This is a genomic window from Gemmatimonadaceae bacterium (assembly GCA_036496605.1).
Lineage (GTDB): Bacteria > Gemmatimonadota > Gemmatimonadetes > Gemmatimonadales > Gemmatimonadaceae > AG2.
The window spans coordinates 126887-142547 of sequence record DASXKV010000029.1; the positions used below are offsets into that span (position 1 = coordinate 126887).

15 protein-coding genes and 1 tRNA gene are annotated in these 15661 nt (G+C 65.0%); 7 read left to right on the forward strand and 9 right to left on the reverse strand.

The annotated features are described in order from the left end of the window. Window positions 1–41 precede the first annotated feature (41 nt). On the reverse strand, window positions 42–1289 hold the full coding sequence (gene icd / locus VGH98_09985; GenBank protein HEY2376290.1) for an isocitrate dehydrogenase (NADP(+)): 1248 nt from the start codon (window positions 1287–1289) through the stop codon (window positions 42–44). Between the two features lie 145 nt (window positions 1290–1434). Here icd and VGH98_09990 point away from each other — a divergent pair, with 145 nt between their 5' ends. Together VGH98_09990 and VGH98_09995 are read left to right on the forward strand one after the other, a co-directional pair. Beyond that, on the forward strand, window positions 1435–2664 hold the full coding sequence (locus VGH98_09990; GenBank protein HEY2376291.1) for a serine hydrolase: 1230 nt from the start codon (window positions 1435–1437) through the stop codon (window positions 2662–2664). Between the two features lie 19 nt (window positions 2665–2683). Further along, a complete protein-coding gene (locus tag VGH98_09995; protein ID HEY2376292.1) occupies window positions 2684–3355 on the forward strand; it encodes a hypothetical protein in 672 nt (223 codons plus the stop codon). Between the two features lie 18 nt (window positions 3356–3373). On the opposite strand, the gene VGH98_10000 is transcribed toward VGH98_09995, so the two are convergent. The 4 genes from VGH98_10000 to VGH98_10015 form a co-directional block, all read right to left on the reverse strand. Further along, window positions 3374–3457, reverse strand: a tRNA-Leu gene (locus VGH98_10000). A gap of 103 nt (window positions 3458–3560) precedes the next feature. Next, complete coding sequence (locus VGH98_10005; protein ID HEY2376293.1) at window positions 3561–4130, reverse strand: hypothetical protein; 570 nt, start codon at window positions 4128–4130, stop codon at window positions 3561–3563. Then, a complete protein-coding gene (locus VGH98_10010; GenBank protein ID HEY2376294.1) occupies window positions 4130–4765 on the reverse strand; it encodes a zf-HC2 domain-containing protein in 636 nt (211 codons plus the stop codon). Before VGH98_10010 ends, VGH98_10005 begins: the two co-directional genes overlap by 1 nt. Then, window positions 4758–5324 (reverse strand): RNA polymerase sigma factor, encoded by a 567-nt coding sequence (locus tag VGH98_10015; GenBank protein ID HEY2376295.1) that lies wholly within the window; start codon window positions 5322–5324, stop codon window positions 4758–4760. The genes VGH98_10010 and VGH98_10015 overlap by 8 nt, the downstream gene beginning before the upstream one ends. Before the next feature lie 121 nt (window positions 5325–5445). On the opposite strand from VGH98_10015, the gene VGH98_10020 reads away from it, so the two are divergent. The 3 genes from VGH98_10020 to VGH98_10030 all read left to right on the forward strand — a co-directional run bounded on the left by VGH98_10020 (window position 5446) and on the right by VGH98_10030 (window position 9012). After that, window positions 5446–6129: a glycerophosphodiester phosphodiesterase gene (locus VGH98_10020; protein ID HEY2376296.1), complete on the forward strand. Its 684-nt coding sequence runs from the start codon at window positions 5446–5448 to the stop codon at window positions 6127–6129. Window positions 6130–6216: 87 nt separating this feature from the next. Next, on the forward strand, window positions 6217–7710 hold the full coding sequence (locus VGH98_10025) for an amidohydrolase (protein HEY2376297.1): 1494 nt from the start codon (window positions 6217–6219) through the stop codon (window positions 7708–7710). Then, window positions 7711–9012, forward strand: a complete 1302-nt coding sequence (locus VGH98_10030) for an amidohydrolase family protein (protein HEY2376298.1) — start codon at window positions 7711–7713, stop codon at window positions 9010–9012. It begins immediately after the preceding gene. A 45-nt stretch (window positions 9013–9057) separates the two neighbouring features. On the opposite strand, the gene VGH98_10035 is transcribed toward VGH98_10030, so the two are convergent. From VGH98_10035 to VGH98_10050, 4 genes are all read right to left on the reverse strand, one after another. Next, window positions 9058–10992 carry a hypothetical protein gene (locus tag VGH98_10035; protein HEY2376299.1) on the reverse strand — a complete coding sequence of 645 codons (1935 nt, stop codon included), beginning with the start codon at window positions 10990–10992 and terminating at the stop codon, window positions 9058–9060. 252 nt (window positions 10993–11244) lie between these two features. Further along, window positions 11245–12441: an MFS transporter gene (locus VGH98_10040; GenBank protein ID HEY2376300.1), complete on the reverse strand. Its 1197-nt coding sequence runs from the start codon at window positions 12439–12441 to the stop codon at window positions 11245–11247. Between the two features lie 56 nt (window positions 12442–12497). Further along, window positions 12498–13997: an AMP-binding protein gene (locus VGH98_10045; GenBank protein ID HEY2376301.1), complete on the reverse strand. Its 1500-nt coding sequence runs from the start codon at window positions 13995–13997 to the stop codon at window positions 12498–12500. Between the two features lie 52 nt (window positions 13998–14049). Beyond that, window positions 14050–14727, reverse strand: coding sequence for a hypothetical protein (locus tag VGH98_10050; protein HEY2376302.1), 678 nt, complete (start codon window positions 14725–14727; stop codon window positions 14050–14052). Between the two features lie 118 nt (window positions 14728–14845). On the opposite strand from VGH98_10050, the gene VGH98_10055 reads away from it, so the two are divergent. Both VGH98_10055 and VGH98_10060 read left to right on the forward strand, forming a co-directional pair. Continuing rightward, the gene (locus VGH98_10055) at window positions 14846–15070 is read left to right on the forward strand and encodes a hypothetical protein (GenBank protein ID HEY2376303.1); all 225 of its coding nucleotides are present in this window, start codon (window positions 14846–14848) and stop codon (window positions 15068–15070) included. A 145-nt stretch (window positions 15071–15215) separates the two neighbouring features. Beyond that, window positions 15216–15398, forward strand: coding sequence for a hypothetical protein (locus tag VGH98_10060; protein ID HEY2376304.1), 183 nt, complete (start codon window positions 15216–15218; stop codon window positions 15396–15398). Window positions 15399–15661: the final 263 nt, after the last annotated feature.

Genomic DNA, 15661 nt, shown 5'->3' on the forward strand with positions numbered 1-15661 from the left:
CGACTCCAAGGGAGCGTGTCGCGAGCGCAGCGAGCGAGGTCTCAAGACCCCATCCCCTTGATTACCTGGTTGCCAAATTCCGACGTCGAAACCTCGGTCGAGCCAGGCATCTGTCGCGCGAGATCGTAAGTAACCCGGCGCGAGCGAATCGCGTTCTCCGTCCCGCGGACGATTCGCTCTGCCACTTCGGTCCACCCCATGTACTCGAACATCATCACGCCGGAGAGGATCACGCTGCCTGGATTGATCTTGTCGAGATTCGCGTACTTGGGGGCGGTACCATGGGTCGCCTCGAAGACGGCCAGCCCGTTGCCAATGTTGCCGCCAGGGGCCATACCGAGCCCGCCGACCTGGGCCGCAGCGGCGTCGGAGACATAGTCGCCGTTGAGGTTCGGCGTCGCGATTACAGAATACTCATCAGGGCGCAGCAGGAGCTGCTGGAACATCGAGTCGGCAATGCGGTCCTTCACCACGACCGCGTCCGCACGCGCACCGATTCCGCCCTTCGACAGATCGGCTTCGGTGACCGTGCTTTCCGCGAACTTCGTCCGCGCGAGATCGTAGCCCCAATCGCGGAACGCGCCCTCGGTGAATTTCATGATGTTCCCCTTGTGCATCAGCGTCACGGAGGGGAGGCAGTGCTTCAGTGCGTAACGAATCGCCATCTCGATCAGGCGCTTCGAGCCGAACTCGGACATCGGCTTGATACCGAGCGCCGAGCCCTCACGAATGTCGACGTCGAAGTTCGAGACGAGGAACTCTCGTACCTTGTTCGCTTCGGGGCTCCCGGCTTTCCACTCGATACCTGCGTATACGTCCTCCGTATTCTCGCGGAAGACGACGATGTTGAGCTTCTGCGGCTCTCGCATCGGACTTCCGACGCCCTCGAAGTAGCGCACCGGACGAATGCAGGCATAAAGATCCAAGACCTGGCGCAGCGTCACGTTCAGTGAACGAATGCCGCCACCCACGGGCGTCGTGAGCGGACCCTTGATCGACACACGGAAGTCCTGCATCGCGTCGACGGTCTCCTGCGGGAGCCAGTCACCATGGTTGGTGTACGCCTTCTCCCCCGCAAAGACCTCCATCCAATGGACGCGGCGCTCGCTCCCATACGCCTTCTCGATGGCGGCGTCGAAGACTCGCACCGAAGCTTTCCAGATATCAGCGCCAGTCCCGTCGCCCTCGACGTATGGGATAATCGGATTGTTAGGCACGCGGAGCGCACCGCCCTCGTAGCCGATGCGTTCACCGCCGGAGGGGACCTTCGCGAACTTGTAGGTTGCCATTCTGTCGAGAGCGGACTGTCTCTGGAAACGCCCGGGTACCGTCCCGCGCGGGCCGAGTAAGCTAGGGAGCCTAGTTTAGAGCGGCAAGCAGAGGTACTTTCGCCGATGCGCGTTGCCGAGCGCGAACTACAACGCGGGAGGAGCGATGCGTGTCCTGCGATCGATAGCCGCCATTGTCGTCGCGCTTCCCCTCAACGCCGCGATCAGCGGCGCACAGACGGCATGGCCGACCAAGCAATGGCCTACGGGCACGCCGCAGTCTGTCGGGCTGAACGTGGCGGTGCTCGACAGCATCAATTCCGAGATCGGCGCGGGTCGCTACGGGTACATCGATCGCATGATCGTGATACGCCACGGGCGACTCGTTTACGATCGCCGCTACCAGCAGGATTACGATCGCGCGTATCGGGACTCGGTGCACGTGCGCGGCGCGCTCAACCCGCATGACTACACGGGTCCGTACAACTACTATGACCCCTGGTGGCACCCGTATTACCGACGCGGCGACCTGCACACGCTGCAATCGGTGACGAAGACGATCACATCGATGGTGATCGGGGCCGCGGTTGCTCGCGGCGATTTCCCCAGCATTGACACGCCCGTGTTGAACTTCTTCGATACGACCACCGTTGCCAACATCGACGTGCGCAAGCGACGGATGACCGTGCGTCATTTGCTCACGATGACGTCGGGGCTGGATTGGAACGAAAGCCTTCCGTACACGGATCCGAAGAACACGGCAACCGCGCTGGAAGAGAGTGCAGACTGGACCAAGTTCACCATCGATCGTCCGATGTCTGCCGATCCGGGCAGCGTGTTCAACTACAACAGCGGCGCGTCGGCGCTCCTCGCGTACGTGTTCGTGCGCGCGACGGGACACGACATCGAGGAATACGCCGCGCAGCATTTGTTCGCTCCACTCGGCATCGAGCGGTGGTACTGGAAGCGCAGTCCAACCGGGCTCCCCGACACGGAGGGCGGGCTCTATCTCGAGGCGCGTGATCTGGCCAAGCTCTGGTATCTCGTATTGAAAAACGGCAGCTGGGATGGTCGCGAAGTGCTGAGTCGCGAGTGGGTCCGCGCCTCGGTGTCGCCGGCAGTCGCCACGGGGCCTGCGCCAAGCGCGGCTCGCTACGGTCTCTCCTGGTGGCTGTATCCATTCGGCCGTGACAGCACCCAGCTCTATTGGGCCGGCTCCGGATTTGGCGGTCAACTCCCCATCGCTCTGCGTGACGACGACATCGTCGTTGTTTTCAATGGCTGGAACATCCTGCCTGGCCAACGGCGCTTGCCGCTGCGTGCTGTTCTCGGGAGAATCGTGAACGCGCTCGGTGACACCAAAGTGTCTCAGGCCGCTGGCAAACCGCGTCGCTGACACTCTTTCCGGAGGCCGTATGCCCACTGCGGTCGAGCGAGTAGACGCTCACACTTTCGACACCTTCGTCGACGCCAAGGTCAAGTTCAAGTTCAACCCGAACACACGTGACCTGCTCGAAGCGATCCTGCCGTACTACCCCAAGGAGTGTCGCTGTATCAGCGGCTATCTGGACGACGAAGATCAGTTCTGGAAGGTGAACTTCCATTGGGAGCTGCTCGTACGGATGTTGAACAAGGGACTCACTCGCCTCGAGAGGAGCGAGGGGGCGCAGACCCGCATCATCCTTGGTGAGATGATGCGAAACCCGCCGTCACCGCAGCGCGGTTATGTGGACAGTCAGGCGATCGGGGAGCCGCACGATACGAGCTCGCACGCGCTCGTCGTGAAGCGCTGGGAGACGATGAAGATCTGCAAGGCGCAGTTCCGGCTGATCATCGATTCGGCGAATCTCGACAAGCTGATGCCGCCGTCGACGCGCTGGGATCTATCGGTTGCACCGGTGGCCCACCCTGGCACGAGCAAGCATGGAACCGGCTACGCCGTCGACATCATCGGCTTCGGACTGAATCACCGGATCAGGGACATCAGCACAAAGCTCGGCGCGACGCTCGCGTTCGACGAGAAGTCGCATGTGCACGTCGAGTTCGCGGACTTCAGCAAGGGAATAAAGCCTGGCCGCGCGGACTGAGTGCTATCGTTTGCTTAGTGCCCGAGGCGAGACTCGAACTCGCAAGGCCCGAAGGCCGGGGGATTTTGAGTCCCCTGCGTCTACCAATTCCACCACCCGGGCCGATCGCGCAATGTACTCCGTGCCGGCGACTTCCTCAACGCGCAGAGGGTAGAGGGTAGCGGGTAGGGAGTGAACGAACACTCTGCCCGCAACTCTCTGCCCTCTACCCCTCTGGCGGCTTGGCGAGCGCGGAATCCGCGGTTGCACCGCTCTGCCGTCGCATCTGCTCGACGCGCCGGCGCACCTGCTCCTGCAAGGCGGTATAGCGCGCACGCTGCAGCGGCGTCATGAACTGCGCGAGATCGCGCTGCTCCTGCGCGAAGAGCTCCACGCGCTGTTTCTGAAGCTGCGTCAGCTGGTCGAGATATCCCGAGATCTTCGTCTGGTCGGTCTGCGTCGAATCGCGCATCGCGTCGCGCAGTGACAGCCGCGTCTGACGCTCCTGTCGCTGCAATTGCCGGCGCTGCGATTCGAAACGCTGATTGACCGGCACCAGCTGATTCATCTGCGCATCGTTGAGTCCAACGCGCCGACGCGTCATTTGATAGAGCATCTGCTGAAAGCGCCGCTCGAGCTGCGCTCGATTTCCGACCTGTTGGTCGCCTGGCAACTGCCGTCCCGCGCCGGCGCGCGGAAGCGCGACGTCACGACGTGGCCGAAGCTGGGCGTGCGCCGGCGTCGCGCTCTGCGCAAGCATGATCGCTGCGACGGGCAAGAGCGCACGCCACGTCATCAATCGGTGCCTCCTCGGCTGCCGGGGAGCGTAACGCGAACGCTCACTGGCTCCGGCTCCGTCGGCGGCTCCGCGTCAATCGATTGGAGATCGTCGAGTAGCGCGCGGAGATCCCTGTCGCTCAAGTCGCTCACACCACCAGCAGCGGAGAGCTCGGCGGTCGTCGCGGCTGGCGCCGGCGCTGTGTGCGACGGGAGGCGCTCGGAAGACACAGCGTTCTTTGGCGCGCTTACAGACTCCGGCGTCGCTTCGGCGACGACAGGTGCGCTCGGCACTGGCAGCGTGTGCTGACGCGAACGAATCAGGGCGAACGACGCGCTTCCGATCGCGACCACTGCAATCGACGCCGCGATGCGCCAATCCATCCACGTACGGGCCCGCCGTCGCCCCGACGGCGAATGCACGCCCGACGCTGACGCGCGCGTCACGACCACGCGCGCAATCGCCGCGACGTCGACGGCTCGCATGTCTGACGTCAACGCCACGTGCGCTTCACGCAAGATCGTGAGCTCACCGCGGCAATCCGCGCATTGCGCAACGTGCATCATGATGGCTGCACGGTCGCTCGCGTCGAGTCGCTCGTGCAGCAAGTCAGGAAGCCGATCGCGCATTTCCGCGTTGGGACAATCAGTCATCGAGATACTCCTTCACGGCGCGCATCGCGTTATGGTAATGCACGCGTGCCGCGCCCTCCGTCGTGCCGACCAGGTCGGCAATCTCCTTATAAGACAACCCTTGTGCAACTCGCAGCGTGAACACTTCGCGCTGCGTCGGCGAGAGCTTCTTCATTGCTTCTCGCACGCGATTGGCCGCCTCGCCGGCGACCATCGAGTCGAGCGCGTCGTACTCCGTCGCCGCGTCACCTTCCTGCACCTCGACCCGGATTGGCCGTCGCTTCTCGGCGCGTCTGCGATCGAGCAGCAATCGGCGTTCGATGGTGAACAGCCACGTGCGGAACGAGCTCTCGCCGCGGAACCCATCGAGCGAATTGAACGCGCGGACGAAGGTGTCCTGGACGAGATCGTCCGCTTCGTCGATCGCGCCGAAGCTGCAGGCGAACCGCGCCAGCGCCTGGGCGTGACGTGCGACGAGCTCGGTTGCTGCATGCTCGTCCCCGCGCCGCCATCGCGCGATGAGATCCAGATCCGATTGGCCCCCGCCCTCGCCATCGCCACCTCGGGAAGCGTCAGTCATTCGGTCGCGCAGTAGACGTCACGGAAGCTGTTCTCGTTAAGGCCGTCTTGACCTCTTTTGCGCATTCCTGGCCCTCGGAGCGGCTTCCGCCTGACGGGCGCGGCGGTGAATAATACTGCGAATGCCTACCTCCAGACGGGCCGCGCAACGCATCGGTCATCGCGGCGCGCCGCGTGAATTCCCCGAGAACACATTGCCCTCCTTCGCGCGCGCCATCGAGCTCGGCGCGGACGCGGTCGAGCTCGACGTTCACGTGACAAGCGACGGTGTTCCCGTCGTGCACCACGACCCCGATCTGACATCTGGCGCTAGCAGGGCAAAGCGCCCGATCGTGTCGATGGCGTGGCGCGAAGTCGCGCGCGTCGAAATAGCGCCCGATGTATGTGTGCCGAGTCTCGAGCAAGTGCTCGCCTTCGCGGCTGGCCGGGCGATGGTCTACGTCGAGCTGAAAGGTCGTGAGGTCGAAGAGCGAACGATCGGGGTGATTCGTGGGAGTCACGCAGCGTGCGCCGTGCACAGCTTCGATCACGCCGCGGTCGCGCGCGCGGCCACGATCGCTCCCGAGCTGCGACGAGGCATCCTGTTCGACGCGTATCCCGTCGACGTCGCGCGATCGATGCGGAATGCTTCGGCCCTGGATGTGTGGCCGCAGTGGGAGCTCATCGACGCGTCGCTCGTCGAGCGCGTGCACGCCGCGGGCGGTCATGTAATCGCGTGGACGGTCAATGGCACCGCGGACGCGGAGCGCCTCATCGCACTCGGCGTCGATGGATTGTGCGGAGACGACATCCGGCTGCTGCCGTGACATCTAGCGCGTCGTCGCGACCGGCCTAGCTTCCTGCGCCGAACCTGAGCTCGTCAATCGGACCCGCGCCTGGAGAACCTCGGTCACATGCGATTCACGTTCACGATGGTCGCGTCGATCGCGATCGTTGCCGGCTGCTCGTCGGGAACGCGCACGACGCAAAGCTCACCAACGCCTGCCCAGGCCCAACCAGCGCCGAGCGTTGCTGCCGCCGCGGAAACGCGCCGCGACAGCGCCGTGCCGCGCACGACTGCCGCCGGCGCCGGTGCCCTTTCGGCGCCTAACGCCGATCCCTTCCCGAGCACCTATCGCCCATTTGCATCCCGACCGACGGTCATTCGCAACGTCACGATTCTCACTGCCGCCGGCCCGACGATTCGCGGTGGCGCGGTACTCCTTCAAAACGGCAAGATCGCGCAGGTCGGCGCGAGCGTGAACGCGCCAGGTGACGCCATCGTTATTGACGGCACGGGCAAATACCTAACGCCCGGGATCATCGATGACCACTCGCACATCGGCGCTGGCGGCGTTCCCTCTGAGCAGGGGGCCAATACCGACGACGTCAACGAGGCGACCAACCCGGTGACGGCGCAGGTCTGGGTCGAGCATTCCGTGTGGCCGCAGGACCCGCAGTTCCCGCGCTCCCTCGCCGGTGGTGTGACGACGCTTCAAGTCCTCCCCGGCTCGGCGAACCTCATCGGCGGCCGGAGCGCCGTGCTCAAGGTCGTGCCGTCGCGCACCGTGCAGGGGATGAAATTCCCCGGCGCCAAGTACGGACTCAAGATGGCTTGCGGTGAGAACCCCAAACGCGTGTATGCGAATCGCGGTCCCTCGACTCGTATGGGCAACGTCGCCGGCTATCGCGCGGCGTGGATCCAGGCAGAACGATATCGCCGGCAGTGGGACAAATGGAACGAGACGCATCAGGGCGATCCACCACAGCGCGATCTCGGACTCGAAACACTTGCCGAGGTGCTGCGCGGCAACATCCTCGTGCATAATCACTGCTATCGTGCCGACGAGATGGCGCAGATGATCGACATCGCGCACGAGTTCGGCTACAAGATCCGCTCATTCCATCACGCGGTCGAAGGTTACAAGATCGCCGATCTGCTCGCGCGCGAGAACATCGGCGCGTCGGTGTGGGCAGACTGGGGCGCGTTCAAGATGGAAGCGGTGGACGCGGTGCGCGCGAACATGGCGCTCATCGACCATGCGGGTGCGCGAACGATCGTTCACTCGGACGACGCGTCTGGTGAGCAAAGACTCAACCAGGAGGCGGCCAAGGGAATGGCCGAGGGAAACCGCATCGGCATACCGATCACCGAGGATCAGGCGATCAAATGGTTGACGATCAATCCGGCCTGGGCGCTGGGCCTCGATGACAAGATCGGCTCGATCGAGAGCGGCAAGAACGCCGACGTCGTGCTCTGGTCTGGTGATCCGTTCAGCGTTTACTCACGAGCGGAGAAGGTCTGGATCGACGGCGCGATGCTCTTTGACCGGCTCGACCCGGCGCAGCGTTGGCGCACGGACTTCGAGCTTGGATTCGTTCCCGACATTGCCGCGGGAGGCCGATAGATGCGAAGCCTAACGAAGCAGCTGGTCCTCGCGCTCGTCATCGCCGCTCCGGCGGGAGCGCAAACGATTGCGATCGTCGGTGGAACGGTCTATCCCGTGAGTGGGCCTGCCATTAGCAATGGCACCGTCGTCATTCGGGATGGACGGATTCTCGCCGTCGGCGCGAATGTGCCGGTGCCCGCAGACGCACAGCGCATCGACGCCGCCGGTAAGATCGTCACGCCGGGCCTCGTGAACGCGGCAACGCAACTCACGATCACCGAGATTAGCGCGGTCAACTCGACTCGCAACTCCTCGGCGCGTGGGCGTGAAGGAATCGCCGCGGCTTTCACCGTTTGGGACGGCTTGAACCCGCTGTCCGTGTTGGTTCCGCCAGCCCGAGCGGCCGGCATAACGACTGTCGTCATCGAGCCGCGCGGTGGCATCATCGCCGGACAAGCCGCCGTGCTCCATCTCGTCGAAGGTGACGCCGCCGACATCGTGATGCGAGCGCCGGCGGCAATGGTTGGCCAGATCGGTGCGCAGCAAGGGGGTGGTGGCGGCGGCGGGCAACAAGCGCTCGTTCAGTCGCGCGGCGAGCTGATGATGCGATTGCGCGAGGTGCTCGACGATGCGCGCGCATATAGCCGTCGAAAGGCCGACTACGAACGTGCTCAAACCCGGCAGTTCGCCGCGAGCCGTGCCGACCTCGAGGCACTCATCCCCGTGCTCGATGGACGCGTTCCGCTCCTGCTCGAGGCGGACCGCTCGAGCGACATCGAGAGTGCGATCAAGCTCGCTCAGGACTACAAGCTGAAGCTGATCATCGGCGGCGGGTCAGAGGCGTGGATGGTTGCGGAGAAGCTGGCAGCGGCGAAGGTGCCGGTGCTCACCGGCGCGATGAACAATATCCCGCGCAACTTCTCCACGCTGGGCACGCGTCAGGAGAACGCGGGCCTGCTTCGTCGTGCTGGTGTGACAGTCGCTCTGATCGGCAACGCCGGGGGCGGCGATGAGGATGCTTTCAACGTTCGCAACGTGCGATTCGAAGCGGGTAATGCAGTTGCGTACGGCATGTCGCGCGAGGATGCGCTGCGCGCGATCACATTGACGCCTGCCGAGATCTTCGGGGTCGCCGATCGCGTCGGATCGTTGCAGCCGGGACGTGATGCCGACGTCGTCGTCTGGTCCGGTGATCCGTTCGAGTTCGCGACGCAGCCGGAGCATGTGTTCATTCGCGGTCGCGAAGTTCACGACGTGACAAGGCAGGACATGCTGGAGCAGCGGTATAGGTCGCTGCCGCCGAGCTATCGGCGACCGTAGAGGGTAGAGCGTAGAGGGTAGAGGGCAAACACAAACCACAGCGTGTCATCCTGAGCGAACCAAGACGGAGGCGGTGAACGCCTTCGACACTTCGCTCGTAACGCCGCGACCCGCGACCCGGAGCTCGCGCAATTTGGGCAGGCGTTCGAGTTTCGCCACGCCAGAGTTTGTAAGACCGTGACAGGCGTCGAACGTGATCCGCTCGAGAGAGTCCATCGTCGAGAGCAATTCCGGTGTACGATCGGTGATTGTCGTGTAGCTGTTGAAGTAGTACGAGAGTCCCGGGAGCTTGGTCAGGTGCTCAGTAGCGGCGTCCGTTGTATCTCGGCAGTACATGAGTACGAGTGATTCGAGTCGCTCACACCGTCCGATGTGACGGTAGCCCGTGTCGGGTATATCCATCGGCATGAGCTCGCGAAGCGACGGAAACTCGGGCAGCGCCGCGACGCCTTCGTCATCGACGTTGAGACAACTCACCGACAATCCACGCAGCTTCGGTATCCTGCTCAGCGCGTGGAAGCCGCGCGTCCGCAGATTGTGGCAGCGTCGGCCCCAGATCATCTCGAGACTGCGCGACTGACTCAAGGCGACCCAGCCATCGTCGCCGGTGGCGGTGTCCTGCGCGCCAAGAAAGCGAAGCTTTGGCATGCGCGCGATCTGCGGCATCCAGTTGTCCTTCGCATTCACGGCAAGCCAGCCAAGGTTCGGCAGCGAGACGAGCGGTTCCATCGCCGCTGCCGTAATAGCCAGATTCGCGTCGTCGAGGTTCAAGCCGAAGAGCCCATCCATTCCGCGCAAATGCTGGATACCGTTATCCGTGAAGCGTCCGCGCAGCGTCAGATAATTCGGCGCGGATCGATAGCTTGTCAGGGCAAATTCGGGCTCGCCGCCCTGCCACGTCTTGAACACCGGCATCTCGTGCAGCATGCGAAGACCGGCATCGTTGACCTCGGTCCCGGTCGTCAGCTCGCGCAAGCGCGGCTTGCCGGCGAGCGAGGCGAGCGCTCCATCGCCGGTGCGCGTGCCGCCGAGATCCACGCGTTCCAGTTGTTGACAGTTTGCTAAATATCGCGCGCCACGATCGCTGATCGCGGTCCAGTGCAGGCCGACCAACTCGAGTGCCGGGAGATCGCGCAGGATCGTCAGGCCGTCATCGGTGACGGCGGTGCCGTCGAGATTGAGTGTTTTGAGTCCGCCGAGCCGACGGAGATGGCGCACGCCGGCGTCTGTCACGCCTTGCGATCCGGCGAGGTCCACTGCGCCCAACGAATCGATGCGACACAGCTCCGCGAGAATCTCATCGGTCATCTGCCCCTCAGCATCGAGACGCAGGTGAGGATGACCGGCGAGAAAATCCATGATCTCGTCCCAGTCGCGCGACTCGAAGACCGGTGGGTCTTCACCCTCGACTGGCTTCCTCACGCGCACCGGCTTCGCAGCGAGCCGGCGTTCCCGTCTGGGCGACTGTGTGAATGAGCGTAGCGCGTCCCAGCTCGGAAACCCGTGCTCCACGGCAACGAGATAGCGAGCGTCGTCGACGGAGAGATCGACGTCGTCGGCTTCATGTGTGGGCCGTTTGCCGAGGTCGAGTTGAGCGTATGTGCGAAACGCCGACCAGGTACGTCGATGCCATGTGTAGCGATAGAGTCGCTCCATCGCCTCCGCAGTCCCGGTGCGATACGCGTCGAGGAGCACGTCGGCCATCGTCTCGTAGCGGGCGAGCGCGGCCTGACCTGTCGCCCGCGCTTCGGCATCGCGTGTCTCGACGACTCGCACGAGCTCTGCCCAGCCGTCGAACCCATACTCGCGCGCGAGGGCCAGCTGCACGTCACGCAGCGTCGGAGCATTAGGCGGATTCTGAATTGCTCGCGCGAAGCGCGCTCGCGCTTCCGGATCGTTGACCCGAAGCGCGGCGAGCCAGCGCTTCGCTTCCTTCTTGAGGCTCTCTAGACTACGGTCGCGTGCGTGCGCGTCGCTCATGGACCTTCCTCCGTATCGCCGGACGGTCCGCTGAGCACCGGCAGGAGAAAGGGATCAACCCTGCGGTTCAGTCGTGCTTCATCGGGTGGGAGAATTCCCTTGCCGCGGACTGGAGGCGCCCCGAGTGCGCGCTGCCCGAACGTTCGCGGGCGTTGGGGGAACCGTCAAGCGGCTGCTTTTCGCTGTCGCTCAACGCAGATGGTCTTATGTGGAGTCGCACGCGCTGCTCGCGCGTGCTCCTGCTCCTCTCCCTCACTCCGGCAACCGCTGGCCGCGCGTCTCGATGGCGAACGGGATCACGAGCAGGCCGAGCCCGAACGCGAGGCCCGTCAGGGCCACCGGGGCGCCTAACGATCCAGCGCGCAGCACCGCCGCGGCCAGCGCGAAGTTCACGGCGGCGCCCACAAATCGGCCGACCGACGTGCTGAACGCGAAGGCCGTTGCGCGGACGCGCGTGTCGTATTGCTCCGGCAGCCAGAGGCTGAATGCCGCGAAGTTGCCGCCGGCGAAACCCATGAAAAACAGGATGACGATGAACGGCACGAGGCCGTCCGGTCGCGAGAGCGCCCAGCCGAACGCGAGGGGGATGGTCACCATCATCCCAGCGAAATAGAGCGCGAGCGTGCGACGTCGCCCCCACCGCTCCGCGAGGATCGGGAGGCAGAGGCAGCCGAGGATCGTGCCGGTGGAGAGCACGGCTGTGCCCAAGGACACCAGCCGCGCCCCGGCCCGCGGCGACATCCCCGCCTGTCGCGCGAGCGTCGTGATGGCCGTCGGCTCGTAAACGGCGCCGGCCCACAGGCCGATGATCGCGACGGTGAGCAGCGTCGCGTTCACGATCGTGCGTCGTCGATACGTCGGGCCGAAGAGCTCCGCGAGCGGGCTCCCGGTGCGCCGCACCGCGGCCGTCTGTACGCGCCTCCAGCGCTCGGGCTCGCGCACCCTCGAGAACGTGAACAGCGACACGATCACAGGGACGAAGCCGCAGAGGAACATCGCGCGCCATCCGTAGCGCGCACCGACGGTGTAGTTGAGCGCCGCGGCGACGAAAAAGCCGAAGTAGTAGCCCGTCTGGAGGTAGCCGGCTCCCATCTTTCGCCGATCCTCCGGCCACGCCTCCGCGACATAGGTGCCGGCCATCGCCCACTCGCCGCCCACGCCGACGCCGGCGAGGAAACGGAACACGCCGAGCTGCCACACCGTCGTCGCGAACGCCGAGAGGCCGGTGAACAGCGCATAGACGAGGATCGTTGCAGCCAGAGAGCGCGTACGTCCAAATCGGTCGGCGATCGGCCCCCAGAGAAATGAAAAGCCCCAGCCGACGAGGAACAGCGCGAACAGCAGCGAGCCGACCGACGCCACGTTCCGCGGCGACGCGTACATCCCCGAGCGTGGCAGTAGCTCGGTGAGCGCCGGCGCAAGCACCAGAGCGTAGATCACCGAGTCCATGCCGTCGAGGAGCCAGCCGGCCCAAGCGGCCCAGAACCCGGCGACCTGCTGCCGATTCAGCGGTGTCCGGGCGCCTCGGCTGGCGGCGGGAGCAGATGCTTCTGGACCTTCCCGAGCGCCGTCCGGGGGAGCGCCTCCATCCGGATGAAGGCGCGCGGGATCTTGAACGACGCCAGTTGGGCGCGGCATAGACGTTCGAGCTCCGTGACGTCGAGGGTGTCGTCGGCGCAGATGTATGCGATAGGGACCTCTCCGCGCGCCTCGTCAGGCAGGCCGACGACGACGGCCTCCCGCACGCGCGAATCCTCCAGCAGCAGCTCCTCGATCTCGCGCGGGTAGATGTTGAAGCCGCCGCTGATGATCAAGTCACCCCGCCGCCCACGAAGGTGATAGTGGCCGTCGTTCGACCGGATCGCGAGGTCACCGGTGCGAAACCAACCGTCGTGGAATGCGGCCGCCGTCGCCTCGGGGCGGCGCCAGTAGCCGGCGAAGAGGTGCGGCGAACGGATCTCCACTTCGCCGACCGCGTCATCGCCCACCACGGCGCCGTCGTCACCGACGAGGCGAGCCGAGACGCCCGGGAGCGGGAACCCCACCGAGCCGGCGCGCCGCTCGCCCTCGTACGGGTTGCTCATGATCATGAGCGACTCGCTCATGCCGTAGCGCTCGAGGATCGTGTGGCCATACCGGGCGCGGAACGCCTCGAGCACGTGCGTCGGCAGTGGCGCCGAACCGGAGACGAAGAGCCGTGCGGCGCGCGCGATCGCCGCGGTCTGCGCGTCGGGAACGACGGCCGGGTCGAGCATTCGCACGTACACCGTCGGCACGCCGAAGACCACCGTCGGCGCGAACGCGGCCATCGCCGCGGGCGTGGCGCGCTGGTCGAACCGCTCGAGCAGGCGCATGCGGCAGCCGCTGAGCAGCCAGCAGTGCACGCCGTTCCCAAGGCCGTGCACGTGGAACAGCGGCAGCATCGCGAGGTAGCGATCGGCCTCGGTGAAGCGCCACACCGTCGCGAGCGTGATGCCGTTCGTCGCCAGATTGTTGTGCGTGAGCACCGCCCCCTTCGCGACGCCGGTGGTTCCGGACGTGTAGATGATCAGCGCTGGATCATCGCCGTCGAGCGACACGTCGGAGCGCGACGCCGGGCGCGACGCGGCGCCGGCGCTCAGCGCGTCGATGCGCCACAGCGTCGCGCTGGCGGGATACGTCGCGTCCGCGTTAGGCATGACGACGGTGGCGACCGGCTCGGCATCGGCGATGATGTGCCGCAGCTCGCGCTCACGGTATAGCGTGTTGATCGGCACGAGCACCGCGCCAAGCCGCGCGCAGGCGAGAAATATGTCGAGGAATGGGGCGCCATTCGGGAGGTTCACGCAGAGTCGGTCGCCGCGGCGAAGTCCGCGCGCCGCGAGCTCAGCGGCCATCCGGTCCGCGCGGGTGTCCACCTCACCGAAGGTGAGGGCGACGACCGAACCGGCGTCGTCGAGATACTCCAGCCCCACGCGATCCGCGCGTCCGCGGAGCGAGGCATCGAAGAGCTGCGTCAGATGCACGGCACGTTCGTTAGGTGGCAGTCCCCGTCTCGCCGAATTAGGGACTGGCCGACTATGGTTTGGAGAGCAGCTTCACTGCATGCTCGGCGAGCGCTTCCATCTGCCGCTCGCGCTGCCGAGCCCACCGGGGCAACCGAACCAAGTTGGCTCCGAACGCGAAGAGTGACATTCCGCCGAACATCGCGAGGATCAGGAGCGCCTTCCCCGGCTTGCCAGCGGCAGCGACCACTGCGCCCATGAGTGCCGACATTCCGCCCAGCACGACCGCGAGTCCGTTGAGGCCGATGGCGTCCTCCTTGAGGGTGCTGAGGCGGAGCTGTTCACCACGCTCGTTAGGCTCGACGGAGATATGCAGGTTGCCCTGCGACCATTGGCGGAGCCCGCCGGAAGTCGTTACGTGCCCCTGCGTTCCGAACGTTGTCCTGAATTCAGAAATCAGTTGCTCCCACTCCCGATCCGTTGGGGCTCGCGGTAACTCGACCACCCGCGACACTCCGACCGGCAGCCCGAAGGACCGCCGCATGGGCGCCGACCTCCCGCGCGCGTCGAGTCTCTCCGCAGCTTGCGCGATTCGTGCTGGCTCGATGCCCGCCTCTTGACCAATGCCCTGGAGCTCATCGAGGGTCAGCCCGCCGGAATCGGCGGGCAGCGCCTGATCGCGCGTTTCGCCCGTCGTCGCGAGACTGAAGATCTCGCGTGCTTCCTCGTCCCCGTATCGACGCTTGGTCATGGCTATCGATTGTACGGTCGCCGCTTCGCACGCGCTACCGTCTCGCCGGCGCCGAAGAGGTGCGAGACGCCGTTCGGCACTTCGCGCCGTTCGGGAGGCCGCCTTCCGCTTCTTGCGGGTGTCGTTACCGCAGGATGCGCTCGCATACCCCGAGCTCGATCGCTCCGTCTGGTACGACATCATCGAGGAGCTGTGCGAGCGCTGCGACGCCGCGCGCGTGCTGCGCCCCTCCCGCAAAAAAGGGAAACGCTCCAGATCCGAAGGTGACCGTTCCAAATCCGAAGGTGACCGTTCCAAATCTGAAGGCGCCGGCGGCAAAAACGTCGGCTCCGCTGCCGCATAGGCAGCATCACCTGCCAACTCGTGAGGCGCTCGCGACAACTCGCGACGCGCCCCGCGCAAAATCGAAGGCGACGCGTGTAAAATCGAAGGCGACGCGCGCTTCACGTGAGTGCACCGGGACAAAGTTGGACACGCCCGTCGCAAGAATGGCAGTCTCCCTGATTCGTTGGCAGGCGCCGGCTGCATTTCACGACACGCCCGTCGCGCCTCACGACAGGACCGAAGCAAAACACGACGCGCCCGCGGCAAAACACGACACGCCCACGGCAAAACACGACACGCCCGCGATTGATTCGCTGGCGCACCACGCATTCCTGCGCATCGACTAGGGACTTTGGCGCGCGCCGTGTTCTCTCTAGTACAGGGGCACTACAACGCGCACGACGCCGGCGGTGAGGGGTCCCGAGTCTTCGCCACGCGCGAGCGAAGGCGGGTGGATCACATAACGACAGGCGTCCAACTGCTTCACACCCAGGAGGGGGACAGTATGAAGGCGAAAGACATTCGGAAGTTCGACATGCTGCGGCGCGTCCAGCAGCTCATGGATGCGTTCGCGGCGGAGCTGACGGTCGTGAATGCGACCCCGGCTCGG